Origin of the sequence: Achromobacter sp. HZ01, assembly GCF_003267925.1 — a bacterium.
Taxonomy (GTDB): domain Bacteria; phylum Pseudomonadota; class Gammaproteobacteria; order Burkholderiales; family Burkholderiaceae_B; genus Achromobacter; species Achromobacter pulmonis_A.
The window spans coordinates 1,079,428-1,100,439 of record NZ_LWKV01000002.1; the positions used below are offsets into that span (position 1 = coordinate 1,079,428).

The 21,012-nt window shown below is 68.6% G+C and carries 17 protein-coding genes; 9 read left to right on the forward strand and 8 right to left on the reverse strand.

Annotation, left to right across the window (positions count from 1 at the left end):
- Positions 1–13: 13 nt before the first annotated feature.
- Positions 14–925, reverse strand: a complete 912-nt coding sequence (locus tag A6B37_RS13985; protein WP_111826088.1) for a LysR family transcriptional regulator — start codon at positions 923–925, stop codon at positions 14–16.
- A gap of 277 nt (positions 926–1,202) precedes the next feature.
- On the opposite strand from A6B37_RS13985, the gene A6B37_RS13990 reads away from it, so the two are divergent.
- The 9 genes from A6B37_RS13990 to dapD all read left to right on the forward strand — a co-directional run bounded on the left by A6B37_RS13990 (position 1,203) and on the right by dapD (position 11,051).
- Positions 1,203–2,174 (forward strand): succinylglutamate desuccinylase/aspartoacylase family protein, encoded by a 972-nt coding sequence (locus A6B37_RS13990; RefSeq protein ID WP_111826089.1) that lies wholly within the window; start codon positions 1,203–1,205, stop codon positions 2,172–2,174.
- A gap of 58 nt (positions 2,175–2,232) precedes the next feature.
- Positions 2,233–3,861, forward strand: coding sequence for an ABC transporter substrate-binding protein (locus A6B37_RS13995; RefSeq protein WP_111826090.1), 1,629 nt, complete (start codon positions 2,233–2,235; stop codon positions 3,859–3,861).
- A 42-nt stretch (positions 3,862–3,903) separates the two neighbouring features.
- Positions 3,904–4,881, forward strand: a complete 978-nt coding sequence (locus A6B37_RS14000; protein ID WP_102773215.1) for an ABC transporter permease — start codon at positions 3,904–3,906, stop codon at positions 4,879–4,881.
- A gap of 6 nt (positions 4,882–4,887) precedes the next feature.
- A complete protein-coding gene (locus tag A6B37_RS14005) occupies positions 4,888–5,808 on the forward strand; it encodes an ABC transporter permease (protein ID WP_102773214.1) in 921 nt (306 codons plus the stop codon).
- 114 nt (positions 5,809–5,922) lie between these two features.
- Positions 5,923–6,906 (forward strand): ABC transporter ATP-binding protein, encoded by a 984-nt coding sequence (locus A6B37_RS14010; protein ID WP_102773213.1) that lies wholly within the window; start codon positions 5,923–5,925, stop codon positions 6,904–6,906.
- Positions 6,903–7,913 carry an oligopeptide/dipeptide ABC transporter ATP-binding protein gene (locus A6B37_RS14015; RefSeq protein ID WP_102773212.1) on the forward strand — a complete coding sequence of 337 codons (1,011 nt, stop codon included), beginning with the start codon at positions 6,903–6,905 and terminating at the stop codon, positions 7,911–7,913. Before A6B37_RS14010 ends, A6B37_RS14015 begins: the two co-directional genes overlap by 4 nt.
- Complete coding sequence (locus tag A6B37_RS14020; protein WP_111826091.1) at positions 7,913–8,818, forward strand: prolyl oligopeptidase family serine peptidase; 906 nt, start codon at positions 7,913–7,915, stop codon at positions 8,816–8,818. Before A6B37_RS14015 ends, A6B37_RS14020 begins: the two co-directional genes overlap by 1 nt.
- A 38-nt stretch (positions 8,819–8,856) precedes the next feature.
- Positions 8,857–9,987, forward strand: coding sequence for a M20 family metallopeptidase (locus A6B37_RS14025; protein ID WP_111826092.1), 1,131 nt, complete (start codon positions 8,857–8,859; stop codon positions 9,985–9,987).
- Positions 9,988–10,067: 80 nt separating this feature from the next.
- Positions 10,068–11,051, forward strand: coding sequence for a 2,3,4,5-tetrahydropyridine-2,6-dicarboxylate N-succinyltransferase (gene dapD / locus A6B37_RS14030; RefSeq protein ID WP_111826093.1), 984 nt, complete (start codon positions 10,068–10,070; stop codon positions 11,049–11,051).
- 172 nt (positions 11,052–11,223) lie between these two features.
- On the opposite strand, the gene A6B37_RS14035 is transcribed toward dapD, so the two are convergent.
- The 7 genes from A6B37_RS14035 to atpD all read right to left on the reverse strand — a co-directional run bounded on the left by A6B37_RS14035 (position 11,224) and on the right by atpD (position 20,975).
- On the reverse strand, positions 11,224–12,063 hold the full coding sequence (locus A6B37_RS14035; RefSeq protein WP_102773208.1) for a class II glutamine amidotransferase: 840 nt from the start codon (positions 12,061–12,063) through the stop codon (positions 11,224–11,226).
- An 85-nt stretch (positions 12,064–12,148) separates the two neighbouring features.
- Positions 12,149–14,212, reverse strand: a complete 2,064-nt coding sequence (locus A6B37_RS14040) for a UvrD-helicase domain-containing protein (RefSeq protein WP_102773207.1) — start codon at positions 14,210–14,212, stop codon at positions 12,149–12,151.
- 96 nt (positions 14,213–14,308) lie between these two features.
- Positions 14,309–16,396 (reverse strand): primosomal protein N', encoded by a 2,088-nt coding sequence (locus A6B37_RS14045; protein ID WP_111826094.1) that lies wholly within the window; start codon positions 16,394–16,396, stop codon positions 14,309–14,311.
- A gap of 292 nt (positions 16,397–16,688) precedes the next feature.
- Positions 16,689–17,762 carry a uroporphyrinogen decarboxylase gene (gene hemE, locus A6B37_RS14050; protein ID WP_102773205.1) on the reverse strand — a complete coding sequence of 358 codons (1,074 nt, stop codon included), beginning with the start codon at positions 17,760–17,762 and terminating at the stop codon, positions 16,689–16,691.
- Positions 17,763–17,877: 115 nt separating this feature from the next.
- On the reverse strand, positions 17,878–18,705 hold the full coding sequence (locus tag A6B37_RS14055) for a helix-turn-helix domain-containing protein (protein WP_246842472.1): 828 nt from the start codon (positions 18,703–18,705) through the stop codon (positions 17,878–17,880).
- 434 nt (positions 18,706–19,139) lie between these two features.
- The gene (locus A6B37_RS14060; protein ID WP_043543081.1) at positions 19,140–19,565 is read right to left on the reverse strand and encodes a F0F1 ATP synthase subunit epsilon; all 426 of its coding nucleotides are present in this window, start codon (positions 19,563–19,565) and stop codon (positions 19,140–19,142) included.
- A gap of 9 nt (positions 19,566–19,574) precedes the next feature.
- Positions 19,575–20,975 carry a F0F1 ATP synthase subunit beta gene (gene atpD / locus A6B37_RS14065; protein WP_102773204.1) on the reverse strand — a complete coding sequence of 467 codons (1,401 nt, stop codon included), beginning with the start codon at positions 20,973–20,975 and terminating at the stop codon, positions 19,575–19,577.
- Positions 20,976–21,012 lie beyond the last annotated feature (37 nt).

Genomic DNA, 21,012 nt, shown 5'->3' on the forward strand with positions numbered 1-21,012 from the left:
CGTTTTTTATTGGCTAGGCCGCGCTGCCTTGCAGCGCGCGGTCCAGTTCCTGCGACAGCAGCGCCACGAAGGCCTCGGCCGCCGGCGGCAGCACCCGGCCCGGCATGACCTGGATCTGCAGGGTGCGCGACTGCAGTTCGGCGTTGGAGATCGGCACGGCGATCAATTCGTCGCGCCGCAGGCTCCAGGCCACCGAGATATAGCCGCTGAGCATGATGGCGTCGGAGCCGAACACGAAGCCGTGCAGCGGCGAAGAATCATTGCAGGTCAGCGCCGGCTCCAGCTGCACCGACTCCAGCGCGCAGCCCATTTCGAACAGCTGGCGAGTGGTGGTGCCCGGCCCGGTCAGCGCCAGCGGGTATTTGCTCAGGTCCTGCAGGCTGACGCTGGCGCGGCCGGCCAGGGGATGGTCGGCCGCCATGACCGCGTGCACCGGCGCGCGCCGCGAGTAGCGCGCGCTGACCCCGCCGATGCGCTCGGCGATGAAGGCCATGCCCAGCTCGGCGCTGCCTTCGACCACCCGGCGGCTGACCTCGGCGGGCGAGCCCACGTGCAGGTCGAAGCGGATGTCCGGCCAGTCGCGGCGAAACCGCGCCATCACCGAGGGCAGGAAAATGCGCGCCACGCCCTCGACCGAGGCCACGCGAATCTCGTTGCGCGCCACGCCCTTGAGCGCGGCGATCTCCTGCAGCACCGAATCGGCTTCCAGCATGGTGCGCCGCGCGTGCGCCAGCATCAGTCGCCCCGCCTCGCTCAGCACCATGCCGCGGGCCGCGCGCTCGAATAGCGGCGCCCCCGCCTCCTCCTCCAGCTTGGCGATCTGCCGGCTGATGGCCGACACCGCCACGTGCAGGCGCTCGGAAGCGCCGCTCAGGCTGCCCGCCTGGGCGACCTCCAGAAAGTACTTCAAGGCGATGCCGTGCACGTCCGCCCTCCAGGCCCATGGGAAATGGTTGAGCGAGCTTTGCCTTTTCCGCAAAGCTCACGATAAATTTTCTAATTGTAGAGAAAGCAGCCAAGCTCCTAGAATTCGGCCAATACTCGAAGGCGGCGCGTCCATGACGCGCCCCATATATAAGGGAAAACCCGTGTTTGCAGCCATTCCAGCGCACCTGACCGTGCGCCGCGCGGCCATTTCCGGCGCCTAGCCGTCAACGTCCGCGCCATCGCCTATACAATCCCGTCGCTTCATCGGAGTCCCCATGCCTACGCCCGCCGCCGCGTCTGTTCCGCGCCCATTTCTACTTGCCTGTCCGGACCTGTCCGCAGAGCGGTCGGGCAACACGGACACGCCGGGCGTCTGGCATTTCGATTCGGGCGCGCCGGGCCGGCATGTGATGCTCAGCGCGCTGATCCACGGCAACGAACTGTGCGGCGCCTGGGCGCTGAAAGAGGCGCTGGCCGCCGGCCTGCGGCCGCGCCGCGGCTCGCTGACGCTGGCGTTCTGCAACCTGGCGGCCTTCGACCGCTTCGATCCCGCCAACTATGCCCCGGCCCGCTTCGTCGACGAAGACATGAACCGGGTCTGGAGCGGCGACAAGCTCGACACGCCCAGCAGCCAGGAACGGCGCCGCGCCGCCGAACTGCGGCCCTGGGTGGAGCGGGCCGACTGGCTGCTGGACTTCCACTCGATGAGCAATTCCGACGTGCCGCTGCAGCTGACCGGCATGCAGCAGCGCAATATCGACCTGGCGCTGGAACTGGGCAATCCCGGCACCATCATCGCCGACGCCGGCCACGCCGCCGGCGTGCGCATGCGCGACTACGGCCGCTTCGGTGCGGCCGGTGAGAACGGCACCCGCTCGCTGCTGATCGAATGCGGCTTTCACGGCGCGCCCGAGGCGCGCGACGTGGCCGTCGACCAGATGGCGCGCTTCCTGGCGGCGGCCGGCGCCGTGGACCGCGGCGACCTGCCCGCCTCCTGGTTCGCCCCTGACGCGCCGGCGCAGCGCGCGCTGCGCGTCACCCACGCCATCGCCGCCAAGAGCGCGGATTTCCGCTTCGCCCAGCCCTGGAAGGGCCTGGAGACGCTGGCCAAGGCCGGCACGCTGATCGGCTGGTCCGAAGGCGAGCCGGTGGTCACGCCCTATGACGATTGCGTGCTGATCATGCCCTCGACCGCCAACCTGCGGCCCGGCGTGACCGTGGTGCGGCTGGCGCAGCCCATCGCCTGACGCGTCCGGCGCGCCGCGCCGCCACATAACATCCGAGACAGCAAAGGGGAAAAAAACCATGCCCGCCCAGACCTACTACCGCAGCCTCATCGCCGCCTGTACGCTGGCCGCCTGTGCGCCGGCGCTGGCCCAGGACGCCGGCGTCCTCAGGATCGGCCTTTCGTCCGAGCCGACCTCGATGGACCCGCACTATCACCAGGCCACGCCGAACGACGCGATGACCTCGCACATGTTCGAGACGCTGGTGGGGCAGGACGCCAAGATGAACCTGATCCCGCGCCTGGCCACGGCCTGGAAGCCGGTGGACGACACGACCTGGGAATTCACGCTGCGCGAGGGCGTCAAGTTCTCCAACGGCCAGCCGTTCACGGCGCAGGACGTGCTCTTCACCTTCTGCCGCGTGGTCAACAACGAGCAGTCCATCAGCAGCTCGTATCCGTCCATCGTGCAGAAGTTCGCCGACGTGCAGGTGCGCGACGGCAATACCCTGGTGATCAGGACGCGCCAGCCCTATCCGCTGCTGCCCAACGACCTGACCCGCATGGGCATGCTGTGGAACGGCATCGCCGAACACGGCCCCATCACCTTCGACCTGAAGAACAAGTGCGGCGTCACCGGCGCCTGGCCCACCGTGGCCGACTTCAATACCGGCCGCTCGGTGATCGGCACCGGGCCGTACACCCTGAAAAGCTACGTCAAGGGCACCGGCATCGAGCTGACGCGCAACGACGCCTACTGGGGCGACAAGCCGGCATGGAAGGACGTGAAGCTGGTGCCGGTGCCGGCCGCCGGCCCGCGCCTGACCGGCCTGCTGGCGGGCGACTTCGACCTGATCGAAAACCCCGCCGCGCGCGACGTGAAGCGCATCTCCGAGACCCCGGGCTTCGGCCACGTCATCACCCCCTCGGTGCGCGTGGTGTACTTCCAGCCCGACGTGGGCCGCGATCCCAGTCCGCTGGTCAAGGCCGCCAACGGCAAGAATCCCCTGCAGGACGTGCGCGTGCGCCGCGCGATTTCGCTGGCCATCGACCGCAAGACCATCGCCGCCCGCATCATGGACGGCGCCGCCACGCCGGCCAACCAGTTCCTGCCCGACGGCATGTTCGGCACGCTGCCCAATCCGCCCGAGCTCAAGTACGACCCGGCCGCCGCCAGGAAGCTGCTGGCCGAGGCCGGCTACCCGGACGGCTTCGAGCTGACCGTCTCGTCCACCAACGACCGCTACATCAACGACGCGCAGGTCACGCAGGCGGTGGCGCAATACCTGTCGCGCGTGGGCATCAAGACCACCGTGGACACCATGACGCGCTCGGTCTACTTCCCCAAGCGCGCCAAGCGCGAGTTCAGCTTCGCCATGGGCGGCTGGTCGTCCGAAACCGGCGAAGCCTCGTCCTTCCTGCAGTACTGGGTCAGCAAGTACGACAAGGAACACGGCCTGGGCACCAGCAACTACGGCGGCTATGACAACCCCGAGTTCGACGGCGTGTTCAAGCGCGCCCTGGTCACCGTGGACCCGGCCGCGCGCGAAAAACTGCTGCAGCAGTCGCTGACCCTGGCGCTGGCCGACCTGCCCAGCATCCCCCTGCATTTCGAAAGCAGCATCTGGGCGTTCCGCAAGGGCCTGACCTACGAAGGCCGGGCCGACCAATACACGCTGGCCATGTCGGCCAGGCCCGCCAACAAATAAGGTCTACACCCCCAACCCCGAGCCCACCAAGGAAATCATCAAGTGGCCCTCTTCATCCTACGCAGACTGATCCAGAGTCTGTTCGTGCTGCTGGCCGTGTCGGTCGTGGTCTTCTTCGCGGTCTACGCGGTGGGCGATCCGATCGAGCTGCTGGTCAGCCCCGAAGCCAGCCAGGCCGCGCGCGAGGCGATGATCGCCCGCCTCGGCCTGGACCTGCCGGTGTGGCAGCAATACACGGGCTTTCTATGGCGCGCGCTGCACGGCGACCTGGGCACGTCCTTCGTGCACGGCATCCCCGCCATCGAGCTGATCGTGCAGCGCATCCCTGCCACCTTCGAACTGGTGGTCGTGGCCATCCTGCTGACCTGCGTGTTCGGCATTCCGCTGGGCCTGGTCGCGGGCCTGTACCGCGACCAGCCGCTGGGCCGCGGCATCATGGCCTCGTCGGTGCTGGGCTTTTCGCTGCCCAACTTCTGGCAGGGCATGATGCTGATCCTGCTGTTCGCGGTGTGGCTGGGCTGGCTGCCGGCCACGGGCCGCGGCGACACGGTCAGCGTGCTGGGCGTGCCGCTGTCGATCCTGACCGCCGACGGCTGGTCGCACCTGATCATGCCGGCCATCAACCTGGCGCTGGCCAACATCGCGCTGGTGCTGCGCCTGACGGCCTCCGGCGTGGTCGAGGCGCGCAGCCAGGACTACGTGAAGTTCGCCCGCGCCAAGGGCGTCAAGCCCGGCCGCATCGTGCGCCGCCACATCCTGCGCAACATCCTGATCCCCGTGGTCACCGTGATCGGCATGGAGTTTGGCACCCTCATCGCCTACTCCACCATCACCGAGACCGTGTTCGCATGGCCGGGCATGGGCAAGCTGCTCATCGACAGCGTCTACCAGCTCGACCGCCCGGTCGTGGTGGCCTACGTGATGCTGGTCACCCTGATCTTCGTGATCATCAACCTGGTTGTGGACATCCTGTACGCCACGCTCGACCCGCGCGTGCAGCTCGTGACTCCCGCTCAATAATCCGCCATGGCTCAAATTCCCAATCCCGGCCGCACCCGCACCGTCCAGCCCCTGGCCGAGACGCCCCGGCGCGCCGCCATCCTCAAGAAACTGCACGCGCGCCCGACGGTGCGCGGCTCCGTCATCGCGCTGGCCATCCTGATCGTCCTGGTGGTCTTCGCGCCCTACTTCGCGCCGCAGAACCCTTACGACCTGGCCAACCTGTCGCTCATGGACGGCCGCCTGGCGCCGCGCCAGGCGCTGATGGACGGCAGCATCGCCTGGCTCGGCACCGACGACCAGGGCCGCGACATGCTCAGCGCCATCCTGTATGGCCTGCGCATCAGCCTGATGGTGGGCCTGTCCGCCGTGGTGCTGGCCACCGCGGTCGGCGGCGCGGTCGGCCTGGTGGCCGCCTACATCGGCGGCCTGGTCGACACCGTGCTGATGCGCATCGTGGACTTCATCCTGGGCTTTCCCACCATCCTGGTGGCGCTGGTGCTGCTGGTGGTGCTGGGGCGCGGGGTGGACAAGGTGATCCTCGCCCTGGTGCTGGTGCAGTGGGGCCACTACGCGCGCATCATGCGCGGCCGCGCGCTGCAGGAACGCCGCAAGGAATACGTGGAAGCGGCCGCCAACCTGGGCTTTCCGGCCTGGCGCATCATGCTGTTCCATTTGCTGCCCAACTGCCTGGGCCCCGTGATGGTGTTCGCCACCATCCAGATCGCCACCGCCATCGCGCTGGAAGCGACGCTGTCGTTCCTGGGCGTGGGCGTGCCGATCACCGAACCCTCGCTGGGCCTGTTGATCTCCAACGGCTTCCAGTACCTGCTGTCGGGCGACTACTGGATCAGCCTGTTCCCGGGCATCGCCCTGCTGCTGCTGATTCTTTCCATCAACATCGTGGGCGACCGCCTGCGCGAAGCCCTGGACCCGCGACGAGCATGAACAGCCCACCCCCGAAGCGCTGCGCGCTTCCCCCTCAAGGGGGCGCCGCTGCGGACCGGCAAAGCCGGCTCCGCGCGGCCCCGCTGGGCAATGCCCGCGCAATGGAAATCTGAAATGAGCGAAACCCTACTGGAGGTGCGCGGCCTGCGCACCGCATTCCATACCGAGGCCGGCGCCTGGCTGGCGGTCGACGGCGTCGACCTGACCGTGCGCCGCGGCGAGATCGTCGGCCTGGTCGGCGAGTCCGGCTCCGGCAAATCCGTCACCGGCTTTTCGCTGCTGGGCCTGATCGACCCGCCCGGCGAAGTGGTGGACGGCGAAGTGAAGTTCAAGGGCACCGACCTGCGCAAGCTCTCCGAAGAACAGATGCGCCAGTTGCGCGGCAACCGCATCGCCATGATCTTCCAGGACCCGCTGATGACGCTCAACCCGGTGCTGCGCATCGGCGAGCAGATGATGGAGGCCATCCTCACGCACGAGAACGTCTCGCGCGCCGAGGCCGAGGAGCGCTGCCGCGAGGCGCTGGCGATGGTGGGCATCCCCTCGCCGGAAAAGCGCCTGAAGAGCTATCCGCACGAATTCTCGGGCGGCATGCGCCAGCGCGTGGCGATCGCCATCGCGATGCTGAACAAGCCCGACCTGATCATCTGCGACGAGCCGACCACGGCGCTGGACGTCACCATCCAGGGCCAGATCCTCTACCGCATGCAGGAGATCTGCCGCGAGCACGACACGGCGCTGATCTGGATCACCCACGACCTGGGCGTGGTGGCCGAGCTGGCCGACCGCGTGGCCGTGATGTATGCCGGCCGCATCGTCGAAAGCGGCCCGGTCGAGCAGGTGCTGGACGCCCCGCGCCACCCCTATACCAAGGGCCTGCTCGACTCCATGCCCGGCGCCACCCGGCCCGGCGCGCGCCTGCACCAGATCGACGGCATGGCCCCCAGCCTGGCCGGCCGCCCCTCGGGCTGTCCGTTCCGTCCGCGCTGCACCAGCGCCGTCACGCGCTGCACCGAGCAAGCGCCCACCGTCACCACCGAAGGCCCGCGCAGCTACCGCTGCTATGCGCCAATTGCCCGCGAGGCCCAGTCCGTATGAGCCAAGCCGATACTCCCGTCATCGAGCTCAAGAACGTCCATAAGCGATTCGAGCAGCGTCCCGACCTGGCCCAGCGCATCCTGGCCGTGGCCGGCCGCCCCATCGACCGCCGCACCGTCTACGCGGTCAACGGCGTGGACCTGTCGATCAGGCGCGGCGAAGTGCTGGGCCTGGTCGGCGAATCCGGTTGCGGCAAGTCCACGCTGGGCCGCGTCGTGGCCGGCCTGCACCGCCAGACCGAAGGCGAACTGCTGTACCAGGGCCGCGACGCCAACCGCTTGCGCGGCGCGGACAAGCTCGCCTATACGCTGGGCGTGCAGATGATCTTCCAGGACCCGCAGGCCTCGCTCAATCCGCGCCAGCGCCTGCGCCAGATCCTGGGCGAAGCGCTCAAGGTCCACAAGCTGGCGCCGGCCGCCGAGATTCCGGCGCGCATCGACCGCGCGCTCGCCGAAGTGGGCCTGGACGCCGAATACCGCGACCGCTTCCCGCACCAGATCTCCGGCGGCCAGCGCCAGCGCATCGGCATCGCCCGCGCGCTGATGGTGGCGCCCAAGTTCCTGGTCTGCGACGAACCGGTGGCCGCGCTGGACGTGTCCATCCAGGCCCAGGTCATCAACCTGTTCATGGATCTGCGCGAACAGCACGGTTTCACGTACCTGTTCATCAGCCATGACCTGGGCGTGGTCAAGCACATCTCCGACCGCGTGGCCATCATGTACCTGGGCAAGATCGTGGAAATCTCCACCTCGGCCGAGATCTTCGCGCGCGCCAACCACCCGTACACCCAGGCCCTGATGGCCGAAGTGCCGGACGTGGGCCGCCGCGGCCGCAAGTTCACCCCGATCAAGGGCGAGATCCCCTCGCCCCTGAATCCGCCGCCGGGCTGCACCTTCAATCCCCGCTGCCCCCACGCCATGCCGCGCTGCCGCGAACAGGCGCCGGAACTGAAAGAAATCTCGGCGGGCCACTGGTCGGCCTGCCACCTGAATGAGGCGCACGCCTGATGAAACCTTCCGAAATGTCCAACGTCGACCGCATCGCCATCGAACTGGGCCATGCCGGCCGCAACGCCATCCAGTACGTGGACGAGGACCGCAACGCCGACCGTCCGTTCAAGCTGCAGACCTACCGCCCCTACGGCTACACGCCGGACCGGCCGGTGGTCATCGTGCAGCACGGCGTGCTGCGCAACGGCGACGAATACCGCGACTTCTGGGTACCCGCCGCCGACAAGCACAAGCTGCTGATCGTGGCGCCGACCTTCTCCAACGAGATCTGGCCCGGCGTGGAAAGCTACAACAACGGCCGCGTGTTCTCGGCCGGCGGCAATCCGCGCCACGTCGACGGCTGGACCTATGCGCTGGTCGGCAACGTCATCAAGGACCTGATCGCCGCCGAGATCACCGACGGCCAGAACGTCTACCTGTTCGGCCATTCGGCGGGCGGCCAGTTCGTGCACCGCCTGATGAGCAGCCAGTCGCACGCGCCGTTCAAGGCCGTGACCGCCGGCAACCCGGGCTGGTACACCCTGCCCACCTTCGACCATCCCTTCCCCGAAGGCATGGACGGCGTCGGCCTGACCGAAGCGCACCTGGTGAAGCTGCTGGCCTATCCCATGACCATCCTGGCCGGCGACCAGGACATCGCCACCGACGACCCCAACCTGCCGTCCGAGCCGGCCGCCATGCGCCAGGGACCGCACCGTTTCGCGCGCGCGCAGAACTACTACGAGTTCGGCCGCAAGGAAGCCGAGCGCCGCGGCGTGCCGTTCGGCTGGAAGCTGCAGGTCGTGCCCGGCATCGGCCACGACGGCCGCGCCATGTCCGCGGTGTGCGCCAGCCTGTGGTTCGACGGCTGCATGCCCGACGCCGCCGAACTGGCCCGCCTGGCCGGCCAGCAGGTCGCCTGAGCGCCTTCCCTTTCCCTTAGCCCGAATCCGATACCGCCATGTCCACCACCCCCAGCACCGAACAGATCGTCGCCGGCATCCAGAGCTGGCTGCAATGCGAATCGCCCTCGAATTTTCCCGAAGGCATCGCCGCGATGGCGCGCATCATCGCCGACTACGCCGCGGCCGCCGGCCTGACGGTGGAGCTGTCGTCCCTGGGCCCGGCCACCGGCCCGCTGCTGTACGTCACCAACCGCGCCCCCGGCGACAGCCGCCCCGGCATCCTGATCCTGGCCCACATGGACACCGTCCACCCGGTCGGCACGCTGCTGGAGAACCCGGTGCGCATCGAGGGCGACCGCCTCTACGGCCCCGGCGGCTACGACATGAAGGCCGGCATCTACCTGGCGCTGTCGGCCCTGGCCGGCCTGGCGCAGCCCGACGCGACCCGGCTGCCCGTGGACATGCTGGTGGTGCCGGACGAGGAAACCGGCAGCCATGCCTCGCGCCCGCACATCGAGCGCTTCGCCGCCAACGCCAAGTACGCGCTGGTGTGCGAGCCGGCCCGCGCCAACGGCGGCAAGTGCGTCACGGCGCGCAAGGGCACCGGCATGCTCAACCTGAACGTCAAGGGCCGTCCGGCGCACGCCGGCATGAACCACGACAAGGGCCGCAGCGCCATCCGCGAAATGGCGCACCAGGTGCTGGCGCTGGAAGCCATGACCGATTATGAGCGCGGCATCACCGTCAGCGTGGGCACCATCGCCGGCGGCACCGTGACCAACACCGTGCCGGCGCAGTGCCGCTGCGTGGTGGACTTCCGCGTGCCCGACATGGGCGCCGCCGAGGACGTGCTGCGCCGCATGCGCGAACTGTGCGCGGTGGGCCCGGACGTGGAGCTGGACATCGACGTGGAGCTGAACCGCCCGCCGATGGTCAAGACCGAGGCCGCGGCCCAACTGCTGGCGCTGGTGCAGGGCTACGCCGAGCGCGCCGGCTTCCTGCTGGAAGACGCCCCCATGACCGGCGGCGGCAGCGACGCCAACTTCACCTCCGCCATGGGCATCCCCACGCTCGACGGCCTGGGCGCCGACGGCGACGGCGCGCATACCCTGAACGAATACGTGCTGGTCTCGACGCTGGAACAACGCCAGAAGTTCTGGCAGCTGCTGCTCAAAGAACTGGTCTGAGAGGGCGCGCGCGGCCTCGGGGGACGCGGGCGTTTTGTCCTAGAATTTACCCCCCGAGACCGCGCCCCGCCCTTCTGATCATGTCCGACTCCCACACGCCCCTCAGCGCCATCGCCTATGGCGTCGCCACGCTGGCCGCCGACGGCAGCATCCTGGACACCTGGTATCCCCGCCCCTCGCTGGCCGAAGGCGCGCCCGCCACCGGCACCCGCCACCTCAGCCCCGAAGAGGCGCGCGCCGCCCTTGGCGAACACGTGCCCACGGCGCTGGTGCGCGACACCCGCCGCAAGGTGGACATCGTGGCCGTGCGCACCGCCATCGCCTCGCTGGACGAGCCGCCGGTCGACGCGCACGACGCCTATCTGCGCCTGCACCTGCTCAGCCACCGGCTGATCCGCCCGCATGACGCCAACCTCGACGGCCTGTTCAACGTGCTGTCCAACGTGGCCTGGACCTCGGCCGGCCCCTGCGCGGTCGACCAGGTCGACGCGCTGCGCTGGCACCTGCGCGCCTCGGGGCAGGTGCTGGAGATCCGCGGCGTGGACAAGATTCCGCGCATGACCGACTACGTCGTGCCCGGCGGCGTGCGCATCGCCGACACCGCGCGCGTGCGGCTGGGCGCGCACCTGTCGCCCGGCACCACGGTGCTGCATGAAGGCTTCTGCAATTTCAACGCCGGCACGCTGGGCGCCTCGATGGTCGAGGGCCGCATCAGCGCCGGCGTCATCGTCGACGACGGCAGCGATATCGGCGGCGGCGCTTCCATCATGGGCACCATGTCCGGCGGCGGCAAACAGGTGGTGTCCATCGGCAAGCGCTGCCTGCTGGGCGCGAATTCGGGCATCGGCATTTCGCTGGGCGACGACTGCGTGGTCGAGGCCGGCTGCTACATCACCGCCGGCACCCGCGTGCTGACGCCGGAAGGCGCGGTGGTCAAGGCCACGTCGCTGGCGGGCCAGCACGGCCTGCTGTTTCGCCGCAACTCGCAGACCGGCGCGGTCGAGTCGCTGGTGCGCACCGCCGCCTGGGGCACGCTGAACCCGGCCCTGCATACCGGCCACTGAGCGGCCCGCCTAGTGTGCTGTCCCGTAGATACGCCCGCACGAAATTCCCCCCTTGACGCCAAGGCGTCGTTGCAAATCCTCGCGATACCTACGGGTATCGCTGCGGTTTGCGCCTAGCCCTGACGCCAAGAGGAGAAATTTCGTCATGCGGACGCATCTACGGGACAGCACACTACCGCCCCGGCGGCACCGGCGCGAACGGATGATGGGTCACGCTGCCGCGGCCGGCGATGATGGCCGTGGCCTCGGGCACTTCTTCCCAGGCGCCGGGCATTTCGGTCAGGGGCTCGGACAGCAGCAGGAAGGCATCGTCGTCCAGGGCCGCGATCTGCGCGTTGTCGGGGTACAGCTCGCGCAGGTGGCGCACGCAGGTGTTGTGGAACAGCGTGCGCGAATCGCCCTCGCTGGAATAGCGCACCGCGATCAGGCGCTGGCCGTCCAGCGCGCAGACCGTCATGTTGATCGGCTGCGCCACGCCGTGCCGCCTGCCGGTCTCTTCCACCGCGCCCACCATGCGCGCCAGGCCCAGCACCGGGTCTTCCTCCAGACCGAAGCTGAGCGCCAGCAGGAACATCACTTCCGAATCGGTGGAGCCTTCCAGCGAGCCGAAATACGCCGGCGCGATCATCAGCATCAGGTCGCGCCGCAGCAGCGGGTAATCGCGGATGACGCCGTTGTGCACGAACAGCCACTGCCCGTGGCGAAACGGATGGCAGTTGGTTTCCTGGGCCGGCGTGTCGGTGGCCGCGCGGATGTGGGCGACGAACAGCGGCGCATGGATGGCGCGCGCCGCCTCGCGCAGGTTGCGGTCGTTCCAGGCCGGATGCACGCTGCGGTAGCGGAACGGCGGCTCCGGCGCGCGGCCGTACCAGCCCAGGCCGAATCCGTCGCCATTGGTGGTGGTCGCGCCCATGCGCGCATGCAGGCTCTGGTCGATGAGGGAGTGCCGGGCCTTGAACAGCACGCTCTCCATCTGGATGGGACTACCGGTATAGGCTAGCCAACGGCACATGGCGCGCTCCTTGTCTGTGGCGGGCAACCCCGCGCGGTCCAGTGTAGGAGCAGCCGGCGCGCTTGTCCAAGCGCGCCCGGACGGCCTATTTCTTCAGCAGCGCCTTGAGCATGGCCATGCGCTCTTTCGGGTTCATGGCGGCCGTGGCCTCGTCCTCCTGGATGCGCACGTCGCCCAGGCCCATCTCCTCGATGAAGCGCGAGGGCTCGCGCACCAGGTCCTCGCGCGCGCGGCGGCGGCGCTTGCACCAGCTCAGGTTCAGGCTGCGCTGCGCGCGCGTGATGCCCACGTACATCAGCCGCCGCTCTTCCTGGATGCGGGTGGCCAGGTTCTCGGCGGCGCGCGCCGGGTCGCCGACCTCGTCGTCCTTGCCCAGGTGCGGCAGCAGGCCTTCTTCGACGCCGGCCAGGTATACGTGCGGATACTCCAGCCCCTTGGAGGCGTGCAGCGTGGACATCTTCACCGCGTCGGGCTCTTCCTCTTCGCCGCGCTCGAGCATGGTGACCAGCGCCACGTGCTGCACCAGGTCGAACAGCGTCATGTCGTCTTCCTCGGCCTTGCGCTTGAGCCAGCCGGTCAGCTCCTGCACGTTCTGCCAGCGCGTCTGCGCGGGCCGTTCCTCGAAGAGTTCGTACAGGTGGCGTTCGTACTGGATCGCCTCCAGCAGGTCGTCCAGGATCACGCCGGCGGGCTCGGCCGGCGCGGCGTCCCCGGCCGTGGCCGCGCCGCGCCCGGCGCGCCACTGCATGCGGCGGATGAATTCGGCGAAGGTGCGCAGCGGCTCCAGCTGGCGCGGCGCCAGCAGGCTTTCCAGCCCGGTCTCGGCCACCGCCGCCAGCAGCGACAGTTCGCGGCTGGCCGCGTACTGGCCCAGCACCTGCAGGGTGGCCTGGCCGATGCCGCGCTTGGGCGTGGTGGCCGCGCGGATGAAGGCGGGATCGTCATCGTCGTTGGCCAGCAGCCGCAGATAGGCCAGCACGTCGCGCACTTCGGCCTTGTCGAAAAAGCTCTGGCCGCCGGAGATGGTGTACGGAATCTTCAGGTTGCGCAGCGCCTGCTCCAGGATGCGCGACTGGTGGTTGCTGCGGTACAGGATGGCGAAATCCTTCCACTGCGCCTGACGCTCGAAGCGCGCCGCCGACACCTTCATCGCGATCGATTCGGCCTCGTGCTCCTCGCCGTCCATGGCCGACACCAGGATCGGCTCGCCCACGCCCAGCTCGGACCACAGCTTTTTTTCGAACAGCTTGGGATTCTTTTCGATCACCTGGTTGGCAGCGGCCAGGATGCGCTGGACCGAACGGTAGTTCTGCTCCAGCTTGATGAGCTTGATGTTGGGATAGTCGGTCGTCAGCTTGGCCAGGTTCTCGATGGTGGCGCCGCGCCAGGCGTAGATGGCCTGGTCGTCGTCGCCCACCGCCGTGAACATGGCGCGCGGCCCGGTCAGCAGCTGCACCAGGCGGTACTGGCACACGTTGGTGTCCTGGTATTCGTCCACCAACAGGTAGCGCACGCGGTTCTGCCAGCGGGTGCGCACCTCTTCGTTATTGGCCAGCAGCTGGGCCGGGATGCGGATCAGGTCGTCGAAGTCCACCGCCTGGTAGGCCGCCAGCGTGGCCGCGTAGCTGCGGTACACGTTGGCCGCCTCCACGTCGCCCGGCGTGATGGCCTCGCGCGCCGCGTCGTCCGGCTCCATCAGCGCGTTCTTCCACAGCGAGATGATGCCCTGCACGTGGCGCAGCCGCGCCTTGTCGGTGGTGCCCAGCAGCTCCTGGATGATGGCCATGGCGTCGTCGGCGTCCAGGATGGAGAACGTGGGCTTCAGGCCGGCGTTGCGCGCTTCCTCGCGCAGCATCTTCACGCCCAGCGAGTGGAAGGTGCTGATGATCAGCCCCTTGGAAAGCTTGCGGTCCACCAGCGTCTTGACGCGCTCGTCCATCTCGCGCGCGGCCTTGTTGGTGAAGGTCAGCGCCACCACGTTGCGGCCCATGTAGCCGCATTCGCGCAGCAGGTAGGCGATCTTCTGCGTGATCACCCGGGTCTTGCCGCTGCCGGCGCCGGCCAGCACCAGGCAGGGGCCGTCCAGGTACAGCACCGCCTCCCTCTGGGCGGGGTTCATGCCTAGGCCTATGGGTTCGCTTGCGGACATTTGGATCGTGGGGTCGGGCGGCGCGACGCGGCGACGCCGGCGCGGAAGAGGACAAAGATCATAGAACAATCGGGCGGCGGGCGCATGGCCCGGCCCTCAGATCTCCAGGGGGTCGACTTCCAGCTGCCAGCGCACGCGCGCCTCGTTGGCGAGATAAGGCAGGTGGTGCGACCAGGACGCCAGGAAGGCCTGCAGGGCCGGACGGCTGCTGCTTTCGACCAGCAGCTGGGCGCGTTCGATATTGGCCACGCGCACCACCCGCAGCGGCACGGGATCGTACAGCATGATGGCGTCCAGGCCCGGAAAATCCGCCGCCCATTCGCCTTCGGGCAGGGCGCGCGCGCGTTCCAGGAAATCCTTGGCCACCTTCAGTTCGCGCGCCTCGGCGGTCAGCAGCGCCTGGTAGACGTAGGGCGGCAGGCCGGTGCTTTCGCGCTCGCGCAGCGCGTGGCGGGCGAACCCCGCGTAGTCGTGGCGCAGCAGCGCCTGGTAGACCGGCTGCTCGGGGTAGCCGGTCTGGATCAGCACCTCGCCGTTGCCCTGGTGGCGCCCGGCCCGGCCGGCCACCTGCATCAGCTGCGCGAACAGGCGCTCCGGCGCGCGGAAATCGTGCGCGAACAGCATGGAGTCGGCGTTCAGCACGCCCACCAGCCCCAGCCGCGCGAAATCGTGGCCCTTGGCCACCATCTGCGTGCCCACCAGGATGTCCACCTCGCCGGCGTGGACCGAGGCGAACAGCGCCTCGGCGCTACCCTTCCTGCGCGTGCTGTCGGCGTCGATGCGCAGGATGCGGGCCTCGGGGAACAGCTCGGCCAGGTGTTCCTCCACGCGCTGGGTGCCGCGTCCCATCGGCGCCAGGTCCTGGTCGCCGCATTCGGGGCAGGCGCGCGGCACCGGGGCCTGATAGCCGCAATGGTGGCATTGCAGGCGGTGGCCGCGGCCCTCGGTGCGGTGCAGCACGGTGAACGCGGTGCAGCGCGGGCAATTGCTGACCCAGGCGCAGGACTGGCAATGCAGCACCGGCGAATAACCACGACGGTTCAGGAAGATCAGCGACTGCTCTTTGCGCTCCAGGCGCTGGCCGATGGCGTCGAGCAGTTGCGGCGACATGCCTTGCTTGAGCTGCAGCCGCCGCGTGTCCACCAGCCGCACCGTCGGCAGGCTGCTGGCGCGCGCCCGGCCCGGCAGGCTCAGGCGCAGGTAGCGGCCGCGCTCGGCGTGCTGCCAGGTCTCCAGCGACGGCGTGGCCGAGCCCAGCACCACCGGGATGCCGAGGTCGTGGGCGCGCCACACGGCCAGGTCGCGCGCCGAATAGCGCAGGCCGTCCTGCTGCTTGTAGGAGGCGTCGTGCTCTTCGTCCACCACGATCAGGCCCAGCTCGCCCATGGGCGCGAAGACCGACATGCGGGTGCCCAGCAGCATGCGCGCCTGGCCGCGCTGGGCGCGGGTCCAGGCCTGCAGGCGCTCGCCGTCGGACAGGCCGCTGTGCATGACGGCCAGCCCGTCCGGCCCCACCAGCGCCTCCAGGCGCGCGCGCAGCGCGCCCTCGAGCTGCGGTGTCAGGTTGATTTCGGGCACCATCAGCAGCACCTGGCGGCCGGCGGCCAGCACGCGCTCGGCGGCGCGCAGGTACACCTCGGTCTTGCCGCTGCCGGTCACGCCGTGCAGCAGCACCGGCTTGAATCCGTCCAGCGCGGCGATGGCCTCGACCGCGCCCTGCTGGGCCTCGTTGAGCGCCGGCGGCTCGTCGGCCGCGGCCGGGGCTCGCACGGCCTTGCGCTTGCGCCCGTCCAGCCTGGCCACCGGCCCGCCGGCCGAGCGCTTGCCCTGGTACGCGGTGGGCTTGCGCAGCGGCGGCGGCAACGTGGGCAGCATCACTTCGCCCAGCGGCCGCTGGTAATAATCCGCGGCGAAGCGCGCCAGCCGCAGCCAGGCCTCGTCGAACGGCGGCAGATCGTCCAGGACCGCCTCGATCGGCCGTATCTGCTTGGGGTCGTAGGACGGCTCGGCCGGGTTGTCCACAACCACGCCGATGAGCTTGCGGCGGCCGAACGGCACGATCACCCGCAGGCCCACCGTCACCGGCGCGTCGCTGCGGTAGTCGAAAGGACCGGGCAGGGGCACGTCCAGCGCCACCCGCACCCAGGCAGGCGGGGAAACCAAGGTGGCCTGCGCTTCAGACATGGAGGATCGGACTGTGCATAAGGGAGGATGACCCCGCCCGACGCGCTCCCGGCCTGTCCCCGCCTGTGGATAACTTTGGGGAAAAGGCTGGAGCAAGGTCGGAAATTGGAAAAAGCCTGGATTTCGTGAACCTGTGAATTCCTGTCAAAAATCCACGATTCACCTGAAAAAACAATGACTTGTACAATATTTCAAGATTGTAAACTAGCTTCTAAAGGGTTTTCCCCGAGAGCAATCTTGCTGTGCACAAGTGCGCGCTGCTCCGGCCCTGAGGGCCGAAGCGTTCACTCACTTACCCCCGCAGCGAGCGGCTGTGGCTGTGGACTTCATCGACCAATTCGGCTACGGCTTCCGGCGGAGTGAAGCGCGAAATGCCGTGGCCCAGGTTGAAGACGTGGCCGCCCTTGCCCACCGGGCCGAAGGCGTCCAGCACGCGGCGCGCTTCGGCGCGGATGGCCTGCGCGCCGCCGAACAGGGCCATCGGGTCCAGGTTGCCCTGGAAGGCGACGGCGTCGCCGGTGCGGCGCCGGGCGGCCGCCAGGTCGACGGTCCAGTCCAGGCCCACGGCGTCGCAGCCACAGGCCGCGATGTCCTCCAGCCACTGGCCGCCGCCCTTGGTGAAGACGATGACCGGCACCCGCCGGCCTTCGTTTTCACGCTTGAGGCCGGCCACGACCTTGCGCGTGTAGGCCAGCGAGAATTGCTGGAACAGGCCGTCGGCCAGCACCCCGCCCCAGCTGTCGAACAGCATCACGGCCTGCGCGCCGGCGGCGATCTGCGCGTTCAGGTATTGCAGCGTGGCTTCGGCGTTGATCTCGAGGATGCGGTGCAGCAGGTCGGGACGCGCGTACAGCATGGTCTTGATCAGGCGGTAATCGTCGCTGCCCTGGCCTTCGACCATGTAGCAGGCGATGGTCCAGGGGCTGCCGGCAAAGCCGATCAGCGGCACCTTGCCGTCCAGTTCGCGCCGGATCACGCCGACCGCGTCGAACACGTAGCGCAGCCGCTCCATGTCGGGCACGGCCAGGCGCGCCACGTCTTCCTCGGTGCGCACCGGGCGGGCAAAGCGCGGGCCCTCGCCTTCGGCGAAGTCCAGGCCCAGGCCCATGGCATGCGGCACCGTCAGGATGTCGGAGAACAGGATGGCCGCGTCCAGGTCGAAACGCGCCAGCGGCTGCAGCGTGACCTCGGCGGCATAGTCCGGATTCTGAGCGAGGCCCATGAAGGAACCTGCGCGCGCGCGGGTCTCGCGGTATTCGGGCAGGTAGCGTCCGGCCTGGCGCATCAGCCAGATCGGGGTGTAGGGCACGGGCTCGCGCAGCAGCGAGCGCAAGAACACATCGTTCTTCAAGACGGGAGCAGACACGACTATCCTCGATGATCGGAAGCCGTGATTTTACTTCCCCCCGGGCAGCCGGGCGCCGCCGCCTTCAGCGGCCGGCTTGCCCGCGCGCAAGCGCGCGCGCATGACGCGCCAGGAACTAGTCCCGATGCGCCTGCGCGGCCTGCCGGTAGGGCGCGGCCTCGATGCCGTGCTTGCGCATCAGGGCCCAGAACGCGCGCCGGTGCTTGCTGCACGCGCGCGCCGCCTGCGCCACGTTGCCGCCGTGGCGCGACAGGGCGTGGCGGATGTAGTCGCGCTCGAAGCCGTCCACCACGCGCGCCTTGGCGGCGCGGAACGGTTCCAGCGCGCCGCGGTGCGCGTGATGGCGCGCCCCGGCCCAGCCGTGCTCGGCCGGCGCGCCCGACGGCCGCTGGCGGGCTGCGCCCGGCCGGCAGCGGCCCGCGGCGGCGGCAGACGCCGCGCCATAGGCCGCGGCGGGTTCGCGCAGCGCATCGCGCCCCGCCGCCGGCCTGGCCAGGCGGCCCAGGCGCACGCGCAGGCTTTCCAGGCACACCGGCTGGGTCATGAAATCCCAGGCGCCCAGGCTGAGCAGGTCTTCGATGGCCGGCGCCTTGACCTCGTGGACCAGCAGGAGCAGCGGCGTATTCAAGGCCGCGCGCGCCTGTTGCAGCGCCATGCGGGTCCAGGCCAGCGTCGCGGGCGCCACCGGCAGGATGCAGACGTCGTAGCGCGTGAGCGCCACCGCCATGCGCGCCAGCGCAAGCACGTCGGGACCTTCGGGAACCGCCACGGCCAGGGCCGGGGGATGAGGATGCGCCGCGACGGGCGCGTAGCGCAGCGCGGTCAGCGACACCGGATGCAGCCGCAGGCGCGTGGCGCGCACCGGATGGCGCTCTACCCAGCCGCGCATCGCGGCCTCGTGGCCTGGGGCCAGCAGCACCCCGCAATCCAGCACGTCCCGCACGCCGCCTCCCTGGTTTGATTCGACTTGACCGAAGGCTACCGAAGCCGGCCGGGCGCGGCTATTCGTATTGAACGCAATGGGGGAGGTGGACGCTGGGGAGAGGACGATTGGGGCGTAGGATGGGTGCAGCGCGAGAATTCTTAAGCAAGAACCCTGATGCTGAACGCGCGAAACCCATCAGGCGGCGGGAGCCGCCGGTTTTCGTGGCAAGCCCAAATGCCCAAATGCCGGCTTGCGCCGCCTGATGGGTTACGCGCGTTCAACAACCGGTTCTTGCCGCGAGCTTGCCGCGCTACACCCATCCTACATTCAACACACGCCATCCACCACGCGCCGTTCAACAGGCCCCATTCAACGACCGACAACCAACCGAGCGTCGGATAAAAAAAGCGGCCCCGAAGGGCCGCCTTTTACGCGCGGAGCATTACTGCCGCTTAGTGCGAACGGCCGCCTTGGCGCAGCTTGCGCGCCGCGATGGCTTGCGCAGCCAGCATGGCGAGTTCGGCTTCGACGACGGCGATGTCCGCCTTGTCCTTGGCGTTGGCCAGGGCCTCTTCGGCCTTCTGGCGCGCTTCCAGGGCGCGGGCTTCATCCAGGTCGGCGGCGCGGATGGCCGTATCGGCCAGAACCGTCACGCTGCCCGGTTGCACTTCCAGAATGCCCCCGGCGACGAAGACGTTTTCCTCGCCCTGGTCGGCACGAACGATCTTGACCGTGCCGGGGCGGATGCGCGAAATCAGCGGGGTGTGGCCGGGCAGAATGCCCAGTTCACCCGACTCGCCAGGCAGGACCACGAACTTCGCCTCACCGGAGAAGATCGCTTCCTCTGCGCTGACCACATCGACATGCAGGGTAGCCATAGTGGATCCTTATTGCAGTTTCTTGGCCTTCTCGAAGGCCTCGTCAATCGTGCCGACCATGTAGAAGGCCTGCTCGGGCAGCGAATCGCATTCGCCGTTGACGATCATCTTGAAGCCGCGGATGGTTTCGGCCAGCGGCACGTACTTGCCCGGCGAACCCGTGAACACTTCGGCCACGTGGAACGGCTGCGACAGGAAACGCTGGATCTTACGGGCGCGGGCCACGGCCTGCTTGTCTTCCGGCGACAGTTCGTCCATGCCCAGAATCGCGATGATGTCGCGCAGTTCCTTGTAGCGCTGCAGCGTCTGCTGCACGCCACGGGCCACGGCGTAGTGCTCTTCGCCCACGACTTGCGGGTCGAGCTGGCGGCTGGACGAATCCAGCGGGTCCACGGCCGGGTAGATACCCAGGGCGGCGATGTCACGCGACAGCACGACAGTGGAGTCCAAGTGCTGGAAGGTGGTGGCGGGCGACGGGTCGGTCAAGTCGTCGGCAGGCACGTACACGGCCTGGATCGAGGTGATCGAGCCGGTCTTGGTCGAGGTGATGCGCTCTTGCAGCACGCCCATTTCCTCGGCCAGCGTGGGCTGGTAGCCCACCGCCGACGGCATACGGCCCAGCAGCGCGGACACTTCGGTGCCGGCCAGGGTGTAGCGGTAGATGTTGTCGACGAAGAACAGGATGTCGCGGCCTTCGTCGCGGAACTTCTCGGCCATCGTCAGGCCGGTCAGCGCCACGCGCAGACGGTTGCCCGGGGGTTCGTTCATCTGACCGAACACCATGGCCACCTTGTCCAGAACGTTCGACTCTTCCATTTCGTGGTAGAAGTCGTTGCCTTCGCGGGTACGCTCGCCCACGCCGGCGAACACCGACAAGCCGCTGTGCTGCTTGGCGATGTTGTTGATCAGTTCCATCATGTTGACGGTCTTGCCCACGCCGGCGCCGCCGAACAGGCCGACCTTACCGCCCTTGGCGAACGGGCAGACCAGGTCGATAACCTTGATGCCGGTTTCCAGCAGTTCCACCGAGGGCGACAGTTCGTCGAACTTCGGGGCGGACTGGTGAATGGCGCGCTTTTCGTCGGACTGGATGGGACCGGCTTCGTCGATGGGACGGCCCAGCACGTCCATGATGCGGCCCAGGGTGCCGTGACCGACGGGCACCGAGATCGGCGCGCCGGTGCGGGCCACGGCCATGCCGCGGCGCAGGCCGTCGCTCGAACCCAGGGCGATGGTGCGTACCACGCCGTCGCCGAGCTGCTGTTGCACTTCCAGCGTCAGACCCTTTTCGGCGAACGAGGAACCCTCGTCGGCCAGGGTGAGCGCTTCGTAGATCTTGGGCATTTCATCGCGGGGGAACTGAATGTCCACCACGGCGCCGATGCACTGAACGATGGTTCCGTTGCTCATGTCGATTCCTTGATATTTTGACGGGATACTGCCCGGC